General features: G+C 45.5%; 12 protein-coding genes. 2 read left to right on the forward strand and 10 right to left on the reverse strand.

The window, feature by feature from the left end; all coding sequences use genetic code 11:
- Positions 1–121 precede the first annotated feature (121 nt).
- From prfB to AC04Q6_RS06225, 10 genes are all read right to left on the reverse strand, one after another.
- A protein-coding gene (gene prfB / locus AC04Q6_RS06180; RefSeq protein ID WP_118061801.1) for a peptide chain release factor 2 occupies positions 122–1,241 on the reverse strand; the annotation gives its coding sequence in 2 pieces (ribosomal slippage) (positions 122–1,165 and positions 1,167–1,241; 1,119 coding nt in all).
- A gap of 101 nt (positions 1,242–1,342) precedes the next feature.
- Positions 1,343–2,173 (reverse strand): carbon-nitrogen hydrolase family protein, encoded by an 831-nt coding sequence (locus tag AC04Q6_RS06185; protein WP_021975795.1) that lies wholly within the window; start codon positions 2,171–2,173, stop codon positions 1,343–1,345.
- A gap of 78 nt (positions 2,174–2,251) precedes the next feature.
- Positions 2,252–4,831: a preprotein translocase subunit SecA gene (secA, locus tag AC04Q6_RS06190; RefSeq protein ID WP_021975796.1), complete on the reverse strand. Its 2,580-nt coding sequence runs from the start codon at positions 4,829–4,831 to the stop codon at positions 2,252–2,254.
- A 337-nt stretch (positions 4,832–5,168) separates the two neighbouring features.
- Positions 5,169–5,696: a ribosome hibernation-promoting factor, HPF/YfiA family gene (gene hpf, locus AC04Q6_RS06195; RefSeq protein ID WP_015526242.1), complete on the reverse strand. Its 528-nt coding sequence runs from the start codon at positions 5,694–5,696 to the stop codon at positions 5,169–5,171.
- A gap of 149 nt (positions 5,697–5,845) precedes the next feature.
- The gene (gene hisA, locus AC04Q6_RS06200) at positions 5,846–6,616 is read right to left on the reverse strand and encodes a phosphoribosylformimino-5-aminoimidazole carboxamide ribotide isomerase (RefSeq protein ID WP_118070898.1); all 771 of its coding nucleotides are present in this window, start codon (positions 6,614–6,616) and stop codon (positions 5,846–5,848) included.
- Positions 6,617–6,744: 128 nt separating this feature from the next.
- Positions 6,745–7,203: a hypothetical protein gene (locus AC04Q6_RS06205; RefSeq protein WP_021975798.1), complete on the reverse strand. Its 459-nt coding sequence runs from the start codon at positions 7,201–7,203 to the stop codon at positions 6,745–6,747.
- 255 nt (positions 7,204–7,458) lie between these two features.
- Entirely contained in the window at positions 7,459–8,214 is a 756-nt protein-coding gene (gene dapB / locus AC04Q6_RS06210; protein WP_118070897.1) for a 4-hydroxy-tetrahydrodipicolinate reductase, read from the reverse strand.
- Between the two features lie 35 nt (positions 8,215–8,249).
- On the reverse strand, positions 8,250–9,146 hold the full coding sequence (dapA, locus tag AC04Q6_RS06215; protein WP_021975800.1) for a 4-hydroxy-tetrahydrodipicolinate synthase: 897 nt from the start codon (positions 9,144–9,146) through the stop codon (positions 8,250–8,252).
- A gap of 35 nt (positions 9,147–9,181) precedes the next feature.
- On the reverse strand, positions 9,182–9,688 hold the full coding sequence (locus AC04Q6_RS06220; protein ID WP_021975801.1) for a cob(I)yrinic acid a,c-diamide adenosyltransferase: 507 nt from the start codon (positions 9,686–9,688) through the stop codon (positions 9,182–9,184).
- Between the two features lie 132 nt (positions 9,689–9,820).
- Complete coding sequence (locus AC04Q6_RS06225; protein ID WP_021975802.1) at positions 9,821–10,447, reverse strand: single-stranded DNA-binding protein; 627 nt, start codon at positions 10,445–10,447, stop codon at positions 9,821–9,823.
- Between the two features lie 200 nt (positions 10,448–10,647).
- Here AC04Q6_RS06225 and typA point away from each other — a divergent pair, with 200 nt between their 5' ends.
- Positions 10,648–12,480 (forward strand): translational GTPase TypA, encoded by a 1,833-nt coding sequence (typA, locus tag AC04Q6_RS06230; protein ID WP_021975803.1) that lies wholly within the window; start codon positions 10,648–10,650, stop codon positions 12,478–12,480.
- A gap of 940 nt (positions 12,481–13,420) precedes the next feature.
- Positions 13,421–16,057, forward strand: coding sequence for a bifunctional acetaldehyde-CoA/alcohol dehydrogenase (adhE, locus tag AC04Q6_RS06235; RefSeq protein WP_476389588.1), 2,637 nt, complete (start codon positions 13,421–13,423; stop codon positions 16,055–16,057).
- The last annotated feature ends 171 nt before the right edge of the window (positions 16,058–16,228 follow it).

Genomic DNA, 16,228 nt, shown 5'->3' on the forward strand with positions numbered 1-16,228 from the left:
TTTCATAAAGACAAGTGTTTTTGTACAAAAGATATATTATCATAATAAAAGAAACTCCACAAGCGATTTTTTGCCTGCGGAGTCCTTTTCTCTGTCTTTATGGGGTTCCGTGACAGTAATGTTATTCTTTCTTTTTCGCCAGCGCGATCCATTTCAGGTATGCATTGATAAAGATGTCAATACCACCGTCCAGAACTGCGTCAACATTACCGGTTTCTTCATTGGTTCTATGGTCTTTTACCATGGTGTATGGCTGCAGGACATAGGAACGGATCTGGTTTCCCCAGCCGATATCTGTCACTTCGCCTCGAATGCCGGAAAGTTTCTCCTCAGCTTCCTGCTGTTTCAGAAGATACAGTTTGGCTTTCAGCATCTGCATGGCCTTGTCCTTGTTCATGTGCTGAGAACGTTCATTCTGGCACTGTACCACGATTCCTGTAGGGAAATGGGTGATACGGATCGCAGAGGATGTCTTGTTGATGTGCTGTCCACCGGCACCGCTGCTTCGGTAGGTATCAATACGGATATCATCATCATTGATCTCAACGTCCAGATCTTTCTTGATATCCGGCATAACATCACAGGATACAAAAGATGTCTGTCTCTTTCCTGCCGCATTAAACGGGGAAATACGTACAAGACGGTGAACACCTTTCTCGGATTTCAGATAACCGTAGGCGTTCTCTCCGTTTACCTGGAAGGTTACGGATTTCACACCGGCCTCATCACCGTCAAGGTAATCCAGTACTTCCAGTGCAAATCCTTTTTTCTCCGCCCATCTGCTGTACATACGGTAAAGCATTCCACACCAGTCGCATGCCTCTGTACCACCGGCTCCTGCGTTCAGCTTAATGATGGCATTCTCTCCGTCATACTCTCCGGAAAGAAGTGTCTTCACACGGATGCTGTCAAAGCTTGCCTGGAATTCGTCCAGCATTTCCTGGATCTCAGGGATGATCTCCGGATCATTCTCCTCATATCCCATCTCGATCATGGTTTCCATATCTTCCATCTGTGTTTCCAGATTATGGTATGTCTCAATATCATCCTTGAGACTCTTTAACTGTTTCATCTTCATCTGAGATACTTCTGCGTTATCCCAGAAATCAGGCGCTTCCATCTCGCGCTCTAATTCTTCGACCTTCTGCTCTTTGTTAGCGAGGTCAAAGTGAATCCCTCACTTCCACTAATGGCTCTGTGTATGTTGCAAGAATACTCTTGAACTGATCTAACTCAACCACAGCTTCACCTTCTTTCTATATATTGATGCAGGAACTCCTGCCTGTCTTATACAATACCATATGGGCCTGAAAATTACAACGAAAACGTGGTTCAGGCATTTCTATTTTATCTGCGACAATTCATAGATATCCCCTCTCCGGTGCTTCAGAAGAGGCAGCTGTTCCCGGACTTTTTTTACCTCCTCCAGGTCCAGTTCCGCAACTTTTACGTCCGGCTTTTCTTCCATTTCCATGAGGACTTTTCCCCAGGGATCCACGGCAATGGAATGGCCCCAGGAATGGTATCCGGCATTCAGGTCTCTGGCAGGTGCGGCCCCGAGGGTGTATACCTGATTGTCCACGGCTCTCTGGCGGAACATCAGCTCCCAATGGAGAGGACCTGTTGTCATATTAAAAGCCGCCGGCACAATGATCACCTCTGCCCCCTGATCCACCATCAGCCTGGCAAGTTCCGGAAAGCGGAAATCATAACAGATGCAAACGCCCATCTTTCCAAATTCTGTGTCAAAAACTGTCACCTGATCTCCCGGTGTCAGGGTATCTGATTCTTTAAAATACTGGCCACCTTTTACATCAATGTCAAAAAGATGCATCTTCCGGTGTTTCCCGATCTGATGCCCGTTTCTGTCAAAAACATAGGATGTGTTGTAAATACGACCGGTTGCGTCTCTCTCCGGCATACTTCCAGCTATGAGATAAATCCCACGTTCTGCTGCCAGCCTGGAACATTTTTCCCAGGTGTCCCCGCCTTCGGATTCCGCATATTCCGGGAAGTATTTGTTCTCGTAGGGACAGCAGAACATTTCGGGCAGAACTGCCAGGTCGATTCCCTGAAGTTCCGGACTTGCAAGAATTTCTGCTGCCTGAATGATGTTACGGGATTTTTCTGTATATACATGTGTCTGAAGAATTGCTGTTTTTATAACGGCCATATTATCATATCCTTTCTCTGCTCTTATACAAAAATAGCCCCACCATATCATCAGGTGAGACTATTTTTATCTTCATTCTCAGATCTTCGCTGCCTTACGTCCACAGCACTGTTTATATTTCTTGCCGCTTCCGCATGGGCACGGATCGTTCGGATATACTTTATCTTCTTTTCGCTGAACCGGTTTCTTCGGGCCGGCGCTGTCATCTTTGTTTGTACCGGTTACTTTTGCAACCTGCTCACGCTCGATCTTCTGCTCTACATGAACATGATACAGCATACGTACGGTATCTTCCTGAATGGAAGTGATCATGTTGTTGAACATCTCAAATGCGTTCATCTTGTACTCAACAACCGGATCTCTCTGGCCGTATGCCATCAGGCCGATACCCTGACGGAGCATTTCCATGTCGTCGATGTGATCCATCCACTTGCTGTCGATACATTTCAGAAGAACTACTCGCTCAAGCTCACGAAGCTGCTCCGGTTCCGGGAACTCAGCCTCTTTCGCTTCATAAAGCTTCACAGCCTCTTCCTTCACGATATGCTTGATCTCATCTTTCTTATGACCTTTTACCTTCTCTGCAGTCAGAGGGTGGATTGGGATAATCGGAGTGATCGCGGTATTGAACTCATCAAGATCCCACTCAGAAGAATCCATATCATCGGAGAAACACATGTCTGTCATGCTGTCTACGATATCTGTGATCATCTTGTAGATGGCATCACGCATGTTCTCACCGTCAAGTACCTGACGACGCTCCTCGTAGATGATCTCTCTCTGCTCATTGTTAACCTGGTCATAGTCGAGAAGATTTTTACGGATTCCGAAGTTGTTGAACTCAATCTTCTCCTGCGCTTTCTCGATGGCGTTGGAGAGCATCTTATGCTCGATCTGCTCATTCTCCTCAACACCAAGAGATGTGAACACTTTCATCAGTCTCTCGGAACCGAACAGACGCATCAGGTCATCCTCAAGGGAAATGTAGAAACGGGATTCACCCGGATCTCCCTGTCGTCCGGAACGTCCACGGAGCTGGTTATCAATACGTCTTGACTCATGACGCTCAGTACCGATAATCTTCAGACCGCCGGCCTCTCTTGCCACATCGTCAAGCTTGATATCGGTACCACGGCCTGCCATGTTGGTTGCGATGGTAACGGCATCTGCCTGTCCTGCCTGTGCTACGATCTCAGCCTCAAGCTCATGGAACTTGGCATTCAGTACGTTATGCGGGATTCCCTCTCTCTTCAGCATTCTGCTGAGAAGTTCGGAAGTTTCGATGGTAATCGTACCAACCAGTACCGGTTGATGTTTTGCGTGAGCTTCCTTAACTGCCTCTACAACGGCATTGAATTTCTCTTTCTTTGTCATGTAAACGGCATCATCAAGGTCTTTACGCTGTACCACACGGTTGGTCGGAATCTCTACAACGTCCATGCCGTAGATATCACGGAACTCTTTCTCCTCGGTAAGGGCCGTACCGGTCATACCGCCTTTTTTGTCATATTTGTTGAAGAAGTTCTGGAAGGTGATGGTTGCAAGAGTCTTACTCTCTCTTTTAACCTTAACATGCTCTTTCGCCTCAATCGCCTGATGAAGACCATCGGAATAACGACGGCCCGGCATGATACGTCCGGTAAATTCATCGACGATCAGGATCTCGTCATCTTTTACAACGTAATCCTGATCTTTGTGCATCAGGTTATGTGCACGAAGCGCAAGGATAATGTTGTGCTGGATCTCCAGATTCTCCGGATCTGCCAGGTTCTCGATATTAAAGAATTTCTCAACCTTCTTAATACCCTGCTCGGTAAGGTTGACGATCTTATCTTTCTCATTTACAACGAAGTCACCGGTCTCGATAACTTCCTCGCCCATGATGGCTGCCATCTTGGTCATCTCATGGCTGGCCTCACCACGCTCCAGCTGCTGTGCAAGGATATCGCACACCTCATAAAGCTTGGTGGACTTGCCGCTCTGTCCGGAAATGATCAGAGGTGTACGTGCCTCATCGATCAGGACGGAGTCGATCTCATCGATGATACAGTAGTGAAGATCTCTCTGAACAAGCTGTTCTTTATAGATAACCATGTTATCACGAAGGTAATCGAATCCAAGTTCGTTGTTGGTAACGTATGTGATGTCACATCCATATGCCGCACGGCGTTCTTCCGGCTTCATGTCGTTAAGTACCACGCCTACAGTCAGGCCAAGGAACTCATGGACTTTACCCATCCACTCGGCATCTCGTTTAGCCAGGTAGTCGTTGACAGTTACGATGTGGACACCTTTTCCCTCAAGGGCATTCAGGTATGCAGGAAGTGTGGAAACAAGAGTTTTACCTTCACCTGTTTTCATCTCGGCGATACGGCCCTGGTGAAGGATGATACCACCGATGATCTGTACACGGTAATGCTCCATTCCAAGCACACGCTTGGCAGCCTCACGTACGGTGGCAAATGCCTCAGGAAGAAGATCATCCAGTGTTTCGCCTTCTGCAAGACGTTTCTTATATTCTCTGGTTTTGTCCCGTAACTGCTCGTCTGTGAGCTGCTGCATCTGGGACTGATAGCTCTCGGTTTTCTCAACCAGCGGCATGATACGCTTTACTTCACGCTGGCTGCGGGTTCCAAATACTTTTGAAAAAACATTCATGTTTCTGCTCCAATCATTTTATTCGAAATAGGACATTTAAGTCTCTTATCTATCCGATTCAGGATCATTCCAGGACACTGTTCGTTCCAATCATCATAATCATTCCAGTTCTCTGTTGATATCCAGATCACATATGGTATATATTCTACCACTTTCCAGTTATAAAAACAATGAACAATTAATTAACAAATCGTGTCCGGAGCTGTTCTTCTGCCCTGAAAAAAAGCTCCGGGAATCTGCAGATTTTCCACGCAGATTCCCGGAGCTTTTCTCAGTCGTTCAATATTCAGTTTTTATAAAAGATCATTCACCCATGATCTCCTACAGAGACTTCTGCCTAAAACTCCGGCTCGATCAGTCCGTAAGTATTACCTTTACGTTTGTAAACTACGTTCACCTGCTCTGTCTCAGCATTGAAGAATACAAAGAAATTATGTCCAAGAAGCTCCATCTGTACGCATGCATCTTCCGGATACATTGGTTTGATTCCGAATTTCTTGGTACGGATGATCTTAACTTCCTCATCCTCTTCATAATCCTTATCAAGGTATGCTTTCTGGAAGTTTGTGGATTCCTGCTGCTTGTCAACGATCTTGTTCTTGTATTTACGAAGCTGACGCTCAATTACCTCTTCAACCAGATCGATGGATACATACATATCATTGCTTACCTGCTCGGAACGGATAATGTTACCTTTCACAGGGATTGTTACCTCGATCTTCTGGCGATCCTTCTCAACGCTTAAGGTTACTGAAATCTCAGTTTCAGGAGTAAAATACCTTTCAAGTTTACCAAGCTTGTCCTCAACAGCTGTTTTAAGTCCTTCTGTTACTGCTATATTCTTTCCACTAATAATAAATTTCATGACTTCCATCCCCTTTGCTGTTTTATGTTGCTATTATAACACATTAAGTTGAATTTTAACATCACTTTTCAAAAATTTTACAAATTTTTTCTAAATTTATTCAATATATTCCTGCAAAAGGATTTTTTTGTCATGAATATGCAACTATTCTACTTCATCTCTGCCAGAACTTCAAACGGTATGCTTCCGCCAAAAATATCCAGTGCACTGCCAACAGTCACGTCCAGTCTTCCCTGTCCTGCCCTTCGAAGTTCCTCAATATCTGCCATGGAGCCGACACCGCCTGCATAAGTTACCGGATGAGCTGTATACTGTCCCAGAAGTTCCGCAAGTTCTGTCTCAACACCATGAGCCTTTCCCTCCACATCCACTGCATGGACCAGAAATTCATCACAGTAACTTCCAAGCTTTTCCATCAGTTCCAGTGTCACGATCTCTTCTGTAAATTTCTGCCAGCGGTCTGTGACAATATAATAGTTACCGTCTTTTTTGCGGCAGCTTAAGTCCAGCACAAGATGTTCTTTTCCTGCTGTATTCCGGATCTTCTCCAGATTTTCCCAGGAGATCACTCCGTTTTTAAACACATAGGAGGTTACGATCACATGGCTGGCACCAGCCTCCAGATACTCTGACGCATTCTCCGGGCAGATACCGCCTCCGATCTGAAGTCCTCTGGGATATCTTTTCAGGGCAAGAAGCGCCTGGGCTTTCGTCGCTTCATAGTTGGGAGAATCTTTTCCGTTCAAAAGGATCACATGACCGCCCTTTAATCCCGCCTTCTTATAAAGCTCTGCATAAAAAGCCGCATCCTGCTCTGACACAAAATTTTCTGCCGCCTGATCACCCTGATCTTTCAGGCTTCCTCCTACGATCTGTTTTACTTTTCCGTTATGTATATCAATGCATGGTCTGAATTTCATAATCCTGTCCTCCGTTTTCTTTCCATGCACTGATAATAGCATCAGAAGCAGTTTTATGCAATGCTGTGGTAAAATATCTGTAGCACCAGGTTACCTTACAGTTGCTGACCACGAAATAAACAGCAACTCTATCTGCCCTCTACCGCATTTCCTACTGCATTGCCAATATCATCCACCGCATTTCCTACGCCGTCGCCCAGGTCCTTCACACTGTCACCCAGCTCACCGGATACCGTTCCGTCATTTCCGGTTCCGTTGGCATCTGTAGTTCCAGGCGCTGCTGTTGTATTATTTCCATTTCCCGCAGGAGTCACGGTAATATTTCCACCGGCCATCTCATTGTTATCTGTGCCAGAATCTTCAATGATCCCGCCGTTGTCCATCACACCGTCATTATCTGTTTCATCTTCCATAATTCCATTTTCTGTGGCAGTATTTTCGTTTGTATTTTTTTTCTTATTTCTCTCATCATTATTTTTCTCGTCCACAGTTTCATCCGCATTATTTACCTCTGTACCACAGGCTGTAAATGTACACAGAGACAGAGTGAGCAAAGTGCCAAAAAGAATCGCCTTCCATTTTTTCATATGATCTTCTCCTTTTTCTGAAAAATTCTGTATTCCTAATATGGCACTTTTTCCAGTATTCTATCCTGGCAAAAATTTCAAAAATATTCTTTGCTATAAGGCCATATAGCGGACATTCGCATTCCGTTCCACTACATGCTCATGAATGAAATCGCTTCGCAATTTCATTCAAAAAAACGGGCTCCGCTTTTACACGAAACCCGTTTTTATTACCTGTATCATTCTGTTACGGATTAAACTGTCAACCTGTCAGGATCAGCCGATCACGTCACTCATATCGTAACGTCCTGCCGGTTTACCTGCAAGGAATTTGGCTGCTTCTACAGCACCTTTTCCAAAAATAGCCTTGGAATATGCAGTATGCTTGAACTCGATCACTTCGTCCTGACCTGCAAAAATGATCTCATGCTCACCTACGATGGTTCCGCCACGAACTGCGGAGATTCCGATCTCCTTATCGTCACGTTTCTCACGTTTCTGGCTGCGGTCATATACATAATGATACTTGTTATCCATAACTTCATTAATGCTGTCTGCCAGTGCAAGTGCAGTACCACTTGGTGCGTCTACTTTCAGGCGGTGATGTTTCTCAACGATCTCCATGTCAAATCCTGCAGTTGCAAGAACCTTGGCAGCGTCCTGAACCAGTTTCAGAAGTGTGTTGATACCAAGAGACATGTTCGCAGATTTCAGCACTGCAACCTTTTTGGATGTTTCTTCTACTTTCGCAAGCTGCTCCTCGCTTAAGCCTGTGCTGCAGAGAACAACCGGGATCTGGCGTGCGGCACTGTACTCAAGAAGCTTGTCTGTTGCTTTTGCAGAAGAAAAATCAACGATCGCGTCTGCCTCTACCTGGCATGCGTCAATATCGGTGAATACCGGATAGCTGTTTTTTCCCTGATCTGCAATGTCGATACCTGCCACGATCTCTGCATCCGGATCTTTCTCCACGATGCCACTGATCACCTGACCCATATGTCCGTTGCAGCCGTGCATGATGATTTTTACCATAGTATATTCTCCTTTACCTTCCGCTTACAGTCGGATTATTTTGCAAGCTTAAGGCCGAATTTCTCGATCTCTTTTGCAAGAGCAGCCTTTGTGTCTTCTTCCATCTCGCAAAGCGGCATACGAAGCGGTCCTACATTCATTCCCATAAGGTTCATAGCTGTTTTTACAGGAATCGGGTTTACTTCGCTGAACAGTGCATTAATGAGTGGAAGAGCTTTCAGCTGATCCTCTGTTGCTCCCTTTGTATCACCGTCGAAATATTTCATGACCATGTCATGTGTAAACTTCGGTGCAACGTTGGAAAGTACGGAAATAACTCCAAGTCCGCCAAGAGAAAGAATCGGAAGTACCTGATCATCATTTCCGGAGTAAAGCTCAAGCTGTCCGTCTGCCAGAGACATCATCTTGGCGATCTGGGAAAGATCTCCTGTTGCTTCCTTGATTCCGACAATGTTCTTTACATTCTTTGCAAGGTAAGCTGCTGTAGCCGGCTGGATGTTGCAGCCTGTACGGCTCGGTACATTGTACATGATAAGCGGAGTTTCCGGAACTGCATTGGCAATTGCTGTGTAATGAGCGATAAGTCCCTTCTGTGTAGCCTTGTTATAATAAGGTGTTACAATAAGAAGAGCGTCTGCACCATAGGAAGCTGCTTCCTTGGACATCATGATTGCTGTCTCTGTACAATTGGAACCTGTTCCTGCGATTACAGGCACACGTTTGTTAACTTTGTCAATTGTGAACTTGATTGTCTGAAGGTGCTCTCCGTGTGTCAGAGTAGAAGATTCTCCTGTTGTTCCGCAGATAACGATGGCGTCTGTGCTGTTCGCGATCTGATCCTCAAGGATCTCCTCAAGTTTCTCATAATTTACCTTACCGTCTTCGTGCATAGGTGTTACGATTGCAACGCCTGTTCCTTTAAAAATTGCCATTTGTCTTCCTCCTTCTTTCTTCTGTGAACTGTTGCTTATTTCCGTTCCTGTCCGGTCAGCTCTGTTGTCATTGTGGTAACACTGTCCACATATGGCTTCAGTGCTTCCGGAAGCCAGCGTCCGGTCATAACTATGTGCATACTTTCATCCTTCTGCTTAAGCATATCGATGATCGTCTCAACTGGAGCGATTCCTTTATCCATAAGCCCGAGGATTTCATCCAGCAGCAGAAAATCACACTCTCCGGTAGCAATTACCTTCCGTGCAAAATTAAGGCCGTTGAGAATATTGGTTCTCTCTTCTGTCTTTTCCTGCTCACTCAGGTCATTATAGCAGGTGTCCATTTTTTCGAAACGGAAAATCTTGAAATCAAGATTATCCAGATCCTCAAGAAAATCCAGTTCTCTGCGTTCCCTGCCCTTGAGAAACTGTATGATGATCACACTTTTTCCCTGCGCGGCAAAGCGCAAAGCCTGGCCGATAGCCAGTGTCGTCTTTCCTTTCCCGTTCCCGCAATAAACCTCTGTTATTTCTTTTTCCATGATTCTTCCTCTTACTGTTTAGTGAAACCGGTAATTCCCCATTTTTTTAATTTTTCTTATATTACCGCAGATTGGCTGGAAATGCAAGTGTTACCTTAATGTTCCCACCAATATTCCATAACCTGTCCAATGTTACTCAACATATTCCAATTTGCTCACCGAAACTTCATAGGCTATCCTTTTTTCTGTCTCATTTTCACTGATTCGTTTCATATATTCCCTGCTCTGAATTCTGCCCCAGATCAGCACATGTCCGCCTACTTCAAAAGCCGAAGCATATCTGGCATTTCTTCCCCAGCATATACATGGTATGTAATCGGATTTTCCGTAAGGACGGTTGACTGCCATCAGAAGATCCGCAATCTCTCTTCCAAGCGGAGTTTTTCTGTATACAGGCGGTTTGCAGATATACCCGTCCAGAAAAATCTGATTGACCGGTATGGATTCCTCTCCCTCTTCCACAAATTTCACTTCCCTGGCAAATACCGAAAGCACAAGTCTATTTCTCTTTTCCTCATGACGGTTATAGGACCGGAACTGTCCGTGGATTTCAATATACTCCCCAACATAGTCCTGGGTGATATCAATCAGACGCTCGGACACCATCACCGGAATCCTGTCCTCAGAATCGCTGAGACGTTTTACCAGAATATCCATCATATAAAACCCTTCTCCAAAAACCTGATGGCTGAAGGTAAATCCGGTGGCAATACGCCCCATAACCGATACCTGATTGTTTTCAATAATTTTATCTGCCATAATAAGTAGCTCTCCTTCCTCTTCGTGTATTTCGTCTATATCAATCTATGTACAGATGCGCTATAATATGCCTGAAAACTGAAAAACCAAAAATATTTTTTTATGTCTTGTAATCTTCCAAAAATGTGATAGACTATAAATTTGGACATCATTTTTAACAAAAAGATTACTTATATATGGAAAGAAAGGATTTGGATTATATGAAGACCAAGCGTGAAGATGTTCGTAACGTGGCCATTATCGCCCATGTCGATCACGGTAAAACAACACTTGTTGACGAGCTTTTGAAACAGAGCGGTGTTTTCCGTGAGAACCAGGAAGTCCAGGAACGTGTCATGGACTCCAACGATATTGAGCGTGAGCGCGGCATTACGATTCTCTCCAAAAACACCGCAGTTCATTACAAGGGTGTAAAAATCAATATCATCGACACTCCAGGCCATGCGGACTTCGGCGGCGAGGTAGAGCGTGTGCTGAAGATGGTAGACGGCGTTATTCTTCTTGTGGACGCCTTCGAGGGTGCCATGCCTCAGACTAAATTTGTACTTCGTAAAGCTCTCGAACTGAACCTGCATGTTATTGTCTGCATCAACAAGATCGACCGTCCGGAAGCACGTCCGGAGGAAGTTGTTGACGAAGTTCTGGAACTTCTCATGGATCTGGACGCATCTGACGAGCAGCTGGACTGCCCGTTCCTGTATGCCTCCGCAAAAGCCGGCTATGCAGTTCGTAACCTTGAGGACAAGCCTGAGAATATGGCTCCGCTTTTTGAGACCATCCTTGATGCAATTCCTGCTCCGGAGGGAGATCCGGACGGAGATACACAGGTTCTTATCAGCACCATCGACTACAATGAATATGTAGGCCGTATCGGTGTCGGTAAAGTTGAGCGCGGAACCATTTCCGTGAACCAGGAGCTGATGCTTCTGAACCATCATGACCCGGACAAACACGAGCGCGTAAAGATCAGCAAGCTCTACGAATTTGACGGCCTGAACAAGGTTGAAGTCAAGAGTGCTACCATCGGAGCCATCGTTGCGATCTCCGGTATTGCAGATATCCACATTGGAGATACACTCTGTGCAGGAGATAACCCGGAGTCCATTCCGTTCCAGAAGATTTCCGAGCCTACCATCTCCATGAACTTCCTTGTAAACGACAGCCCGCTTGCAGGACAGGAAGGTAAATTTATCACTTCCCGTCACCTTCGTGACCGCCTCTACCGTGAGCTGAATACAGACGTCAGCCTTCGTGTGGAAGACACAGATACAACTGAGTGCTTCAAGGTTTCCGGCCGTGGTGAGCTTCACCTTTCCGTTCTTATTGAGAACATGCGCCGTGAAGGATATGAATTTGCAGTCAGCAAACCGGAGGTTCTCTATCATACAGACGAGCGCGGACGCAAACTGGAGCCGATCGAGATCGCATATGTTGATGTTCCGGAGGAATTTTCCGGTACCATCATCCAGAAACTCAGCGAGCGTAAAGGTGAACTTCAGGGTATGAGCACAGCAAGCGACGGAACTGTACGTCTTGAGTTCTCCATCCCTTCCCGTGGACTGATCGGATTCCGTAACGAATTCCTTACCTCCACCAAGGGTACCGGTATCCTGAACACCATGTTTGACGGATATGCACCATACAAGGGAGACTTCCCGTATCGTAAACAGGGTTCCCTCATCGCTTTCGAGGCAGGCGAGACTGTAACTTACGGTCTTTTCTCCGCTCAGGAGCGTGGTACTCTCTTCGTCGGACCTGGCGAGAAGGTTTACAGCGGTATGGTTATCGGACAGAATGGTAAGGCTGAGGATATCGAGCTGAATGTCTGCAAGACCAAGCACCTCACCAACACCCGTTCTTCTTCGGCAGACGATGCGCTGAAGCTTGTTCCGCCTAAGGTATTAAGCCTTGAGCAGGCAATCGAGTTCATCGACCAGGATGAGCTTCTTGAGGTAACTCCTAAGAGCCTTCGTATCCGTAAACGTATCCTGGATTCCAGAGATCGAAAACGTGCTGCATTCCGCAAGAGCTGATAGAATTTTGACGATTATTTATTGTTTACTGGATTCTGGCAGTGTTTTGCAGTTATAAAGGATTCGGATATATCTTTAACACGATTTACACAACTGTCATACGGGAATCATTTCCTGTATGGCAGTTTTTTTCTGGAATCATTTCCTGCATGACCGTTTCTTTCTGCAGGAAGAATCCAGGCTGCAGGATTCTCTGCCTGTGGCGAATTTCCCTGAACAACATCGGGCTTTCCTGCTCGCAGGATTCTGGCAGTTATCTCCTGCCCTGTTTTTCATTTTCAGACAAATCTATCCATTTCTTTCTGCATTCCTGAAAAAAGTCTCCATATATTTTGCTTAATTGTTCTGAAAACTCAAATAATTTCAAGTTTTTTTATCAATTATGGTTTGACGCTTTACCGTGACATGATATTTTTGTGAATTATTTATCAAAATTCTTCGTTATTTTCATTAATTATTTATCACATTCGCTATTGACGTCTGAAATCTGTTAAATTATAATGTGTTCATGATTGATTGACAAAAGTTTAACGTTAATGTTTTAACTGCATGATACGTTTTGTCTTTTGCCAGCCCCTCATATGTGTGCATGTTTTTTGTCAGTGCTGACAAATATTTAACATGTTTTTTGTGCACAGTGCTGAATTTAAAGATTTTTTTTAAAGGATTTTTCAATAATTCAGCGTTCTGCGGAGTGAAATTTACAGTATTTTCCCCTGATTTTCTGTTCGTCATTTTGCACATAGCGGCAAAATTCAGAATTTGCGTTTTTTTCTGAATTTTGGTACTATATAATCATTGAAACAGAAAATTCAATCAGATTGAATCAACCAAGCAACGCAGCGCGGGGACTTACAAAAACTCTGCAGCATCTGCCGGCATAAAAAAACAGGCCCGCAGAACCACAGATCATTATCATATGAAAACAGGAGGATTCCACATGGCAAAGAAAGAAACTATCCCTACCATCATCGACACTCCAGAAGCCCTGACCGCGAAAATGGCTGCAATGAAAGAAGCACAGAAGATCTTCGCTACCTACACACAGGAGCAGGTTGACAAGATCTTTAAGGCAGCTGCTACTGCCGCCGACAAAATGCGTATCCCACTTGCCAAAATGGCCGTTGAAGAAACAGGCATGGGTATCATGGAAGATAAGGTTATCAAGAACCATTACGCAGCAGAGTATGTTTATAATGCATACAAGAACACACAGACATGTGGTGTTGTAGAAGAAGACAAGGCATACGGAATCAAGAAGATCCTGGAGCCTGTAGGACTGGTTGCCGCAGTTATCCCGACTACCAACCCGACTTCCACAGCAATCTTTAAATCTCTTATTTCTCTGAAAACACGTAACGCAATCATCATCAGCCCGCATCCGCGTGCCAAGAAGTCTACCATTGAAGCAGCGAAAGTTGTTCTGGATGCAGCTGTTGCCGCTGGTGCACCGGAAGGAATCATCGGATGGATCGATATCCCGAGCCTTGAGCTGACCAACATGGTTATGCAGAACGCAGATATCATCCTCGCAACCGGTGGTCCTGGAATGGTTAAGGCAGCTTACTCCTCCGGTAAACCTGCTGTTGGTGTTGGACCTGGAAATACACCTGCCATCATTGATGACAGTGCAGATATCCGTCTTGCAGTTAACTCCATTATCCACTCCAAGACATTTGACAATGGTATGATCTGTGCTTCCGAACAGTCCGTAACTGTTCTGGAGAGCATTTATAAAGAAGTAAAAGAAGAGTTCCTTTACAGAGGATGCTACTTCCTTAAAAAAGACGAGATCGAGAAAGTCAGAAAGACAATCCTCATCAACGGCGCTCTGAATGCCAAGATCGTAGGCCAGAAGGCAGCTACCATCGCCGAGATGGCAGGCGTTACCGTACCGGCTGAGACCAAGATCCTTATCGGTGAGGTTGAGTCCGTTGATATCAGCGAGGAATTCGCACACGAGAAACTTTCCCCTGTACTTGCCATGTACAAGGCTAAGAATTTTGACGATGCTATCGCAAAAGCTGAGCGTCTTGTTGCTGACGGCGGCTACGGCCATACATCTTCCCTCTACATCAACGTGAATGAGACAGAGAAGATGGATAAATTCGAGGCAGCTATGAAGACCTGCCGTATCCTTATCAATACGCCTTCTTCTCAGGGTGGTATCGGTGACCTTTACAACTTCAAACTTGCTCCATCCCTCACTCTTGGCTGCGGTTCCTGGGGCGGTAACTCCGTATCCGAGAACGTTGGTGTCAAGCACCTTCTGAATATCAAGACCGTTGCTGAAAGGAGAGAGAATATGCTCTGGATGAGAACACCGGAAAAGGTTTACTTTAAGAAAGGCTGTATGCCGGTTGCTCTTGACGAGCTCGGTACTGTTATGGGCAAGAAACGCTGCTTCATCGTAACAGACTCCTTCCTCTACAAGAACGGTTACACCAAACCGATCGAAGATAAACTGGATCAGATGGGCATCGTTCATCCATGCTTCTCTGATGTAGCACCAGATCCATCTCTCGCTTCCGCAAAAGCCGGAGCCAAGGCTATGACAGCATTTGAGCCTGACTGCATCATCGCTCTTGGTGGTGGTTCCGCAATGGATGCCGGCAAGGTTATGTGGATGCTTTATGAGAATCCGGACGCTGACTTCTCCGATATGTCCATGGACTTCCTGGATATCCGTAAGAGAGTTTACACCTTCCCGAAGATGGGTAAAAAAGCTTACTTCGTAGCAATCCCGACATCTTCCGGTACAGGTTCCGAGGTTACACCTTTCGCCATCATCACAGATCAGGATACCGGCGTTAAATGGCCGCTGGCTGACTATGAGCTTCTTCCGGATATGGCGATCGTAGATACCAACAACATGATGAGCGCACCGAAGGGACTGACCCGTGCTTCCGGTATCGACGTTATGACACATGCAATCGAGGCTTATGTTTCCATGATGGCTTCCGATTACACAGACGGTCTTGCACTGAAAGCGATCAAACTGGTATTTGAGTATCTGCCACGTGCATATAAAGACGGCAACGATGTAGAGGCAAGAGACCATATGGCTAACGCTTCCTGCATGGCAGGTCTTGCATTCGCCAATGCATTCCTCGGTGTTAACCACTCTCTCGCTCACAAACTTGGTGCTTTCCATCACCTGCCACACGGTATCGCAAACGCAGTTGTTCTTCTGGATGTTATGCGTTACAACAGTGCTGAGGTTCCGACCAAGATGGGTACCTTCCCACAGTACCAGTATCCAAAGACACTTGCCCGCTATGCTGAGATCGGCCGTTCTGTAGGTCTTACAGGCAAGAACGATGCAGAAGTATTCGAAAAACTTCTCGCCAAACTGGATGACCTGATGAGAACAATCGAGATCATGCCTACAATCCGTGACTACGGCGTAGATGAGAAATACTTCCTGGAGACTCTGGATGAGATGTCCGAGCAGGCCTTCAATGACCAGTGCACCGGCGCTAACCCGAGATATCCACTTGTATCCGAGCTGAAAGATATCTATCTGAAGGCATACTACGGAGAAATGCCAAAGAAAGAAGAGAAAAAAGCCAAATAAATGTGGAACACCCTTCTAAGGGAAACACGGCCGGGAGTTTATTCGCTCCCGGCTGCGTTTCCTTTGCTTATTTCCCTCTTGCAAAAGATCCCCGATACAGTTCTGTATGAACAGGCTGTACCGGGGATCTCTTATATAATCGCTTTATAATTATCGTTTATTCTCGTTAAT

The sequence above is a fragment of the Blautia sp. HA9023 genome (assembly GCF_056504095.1).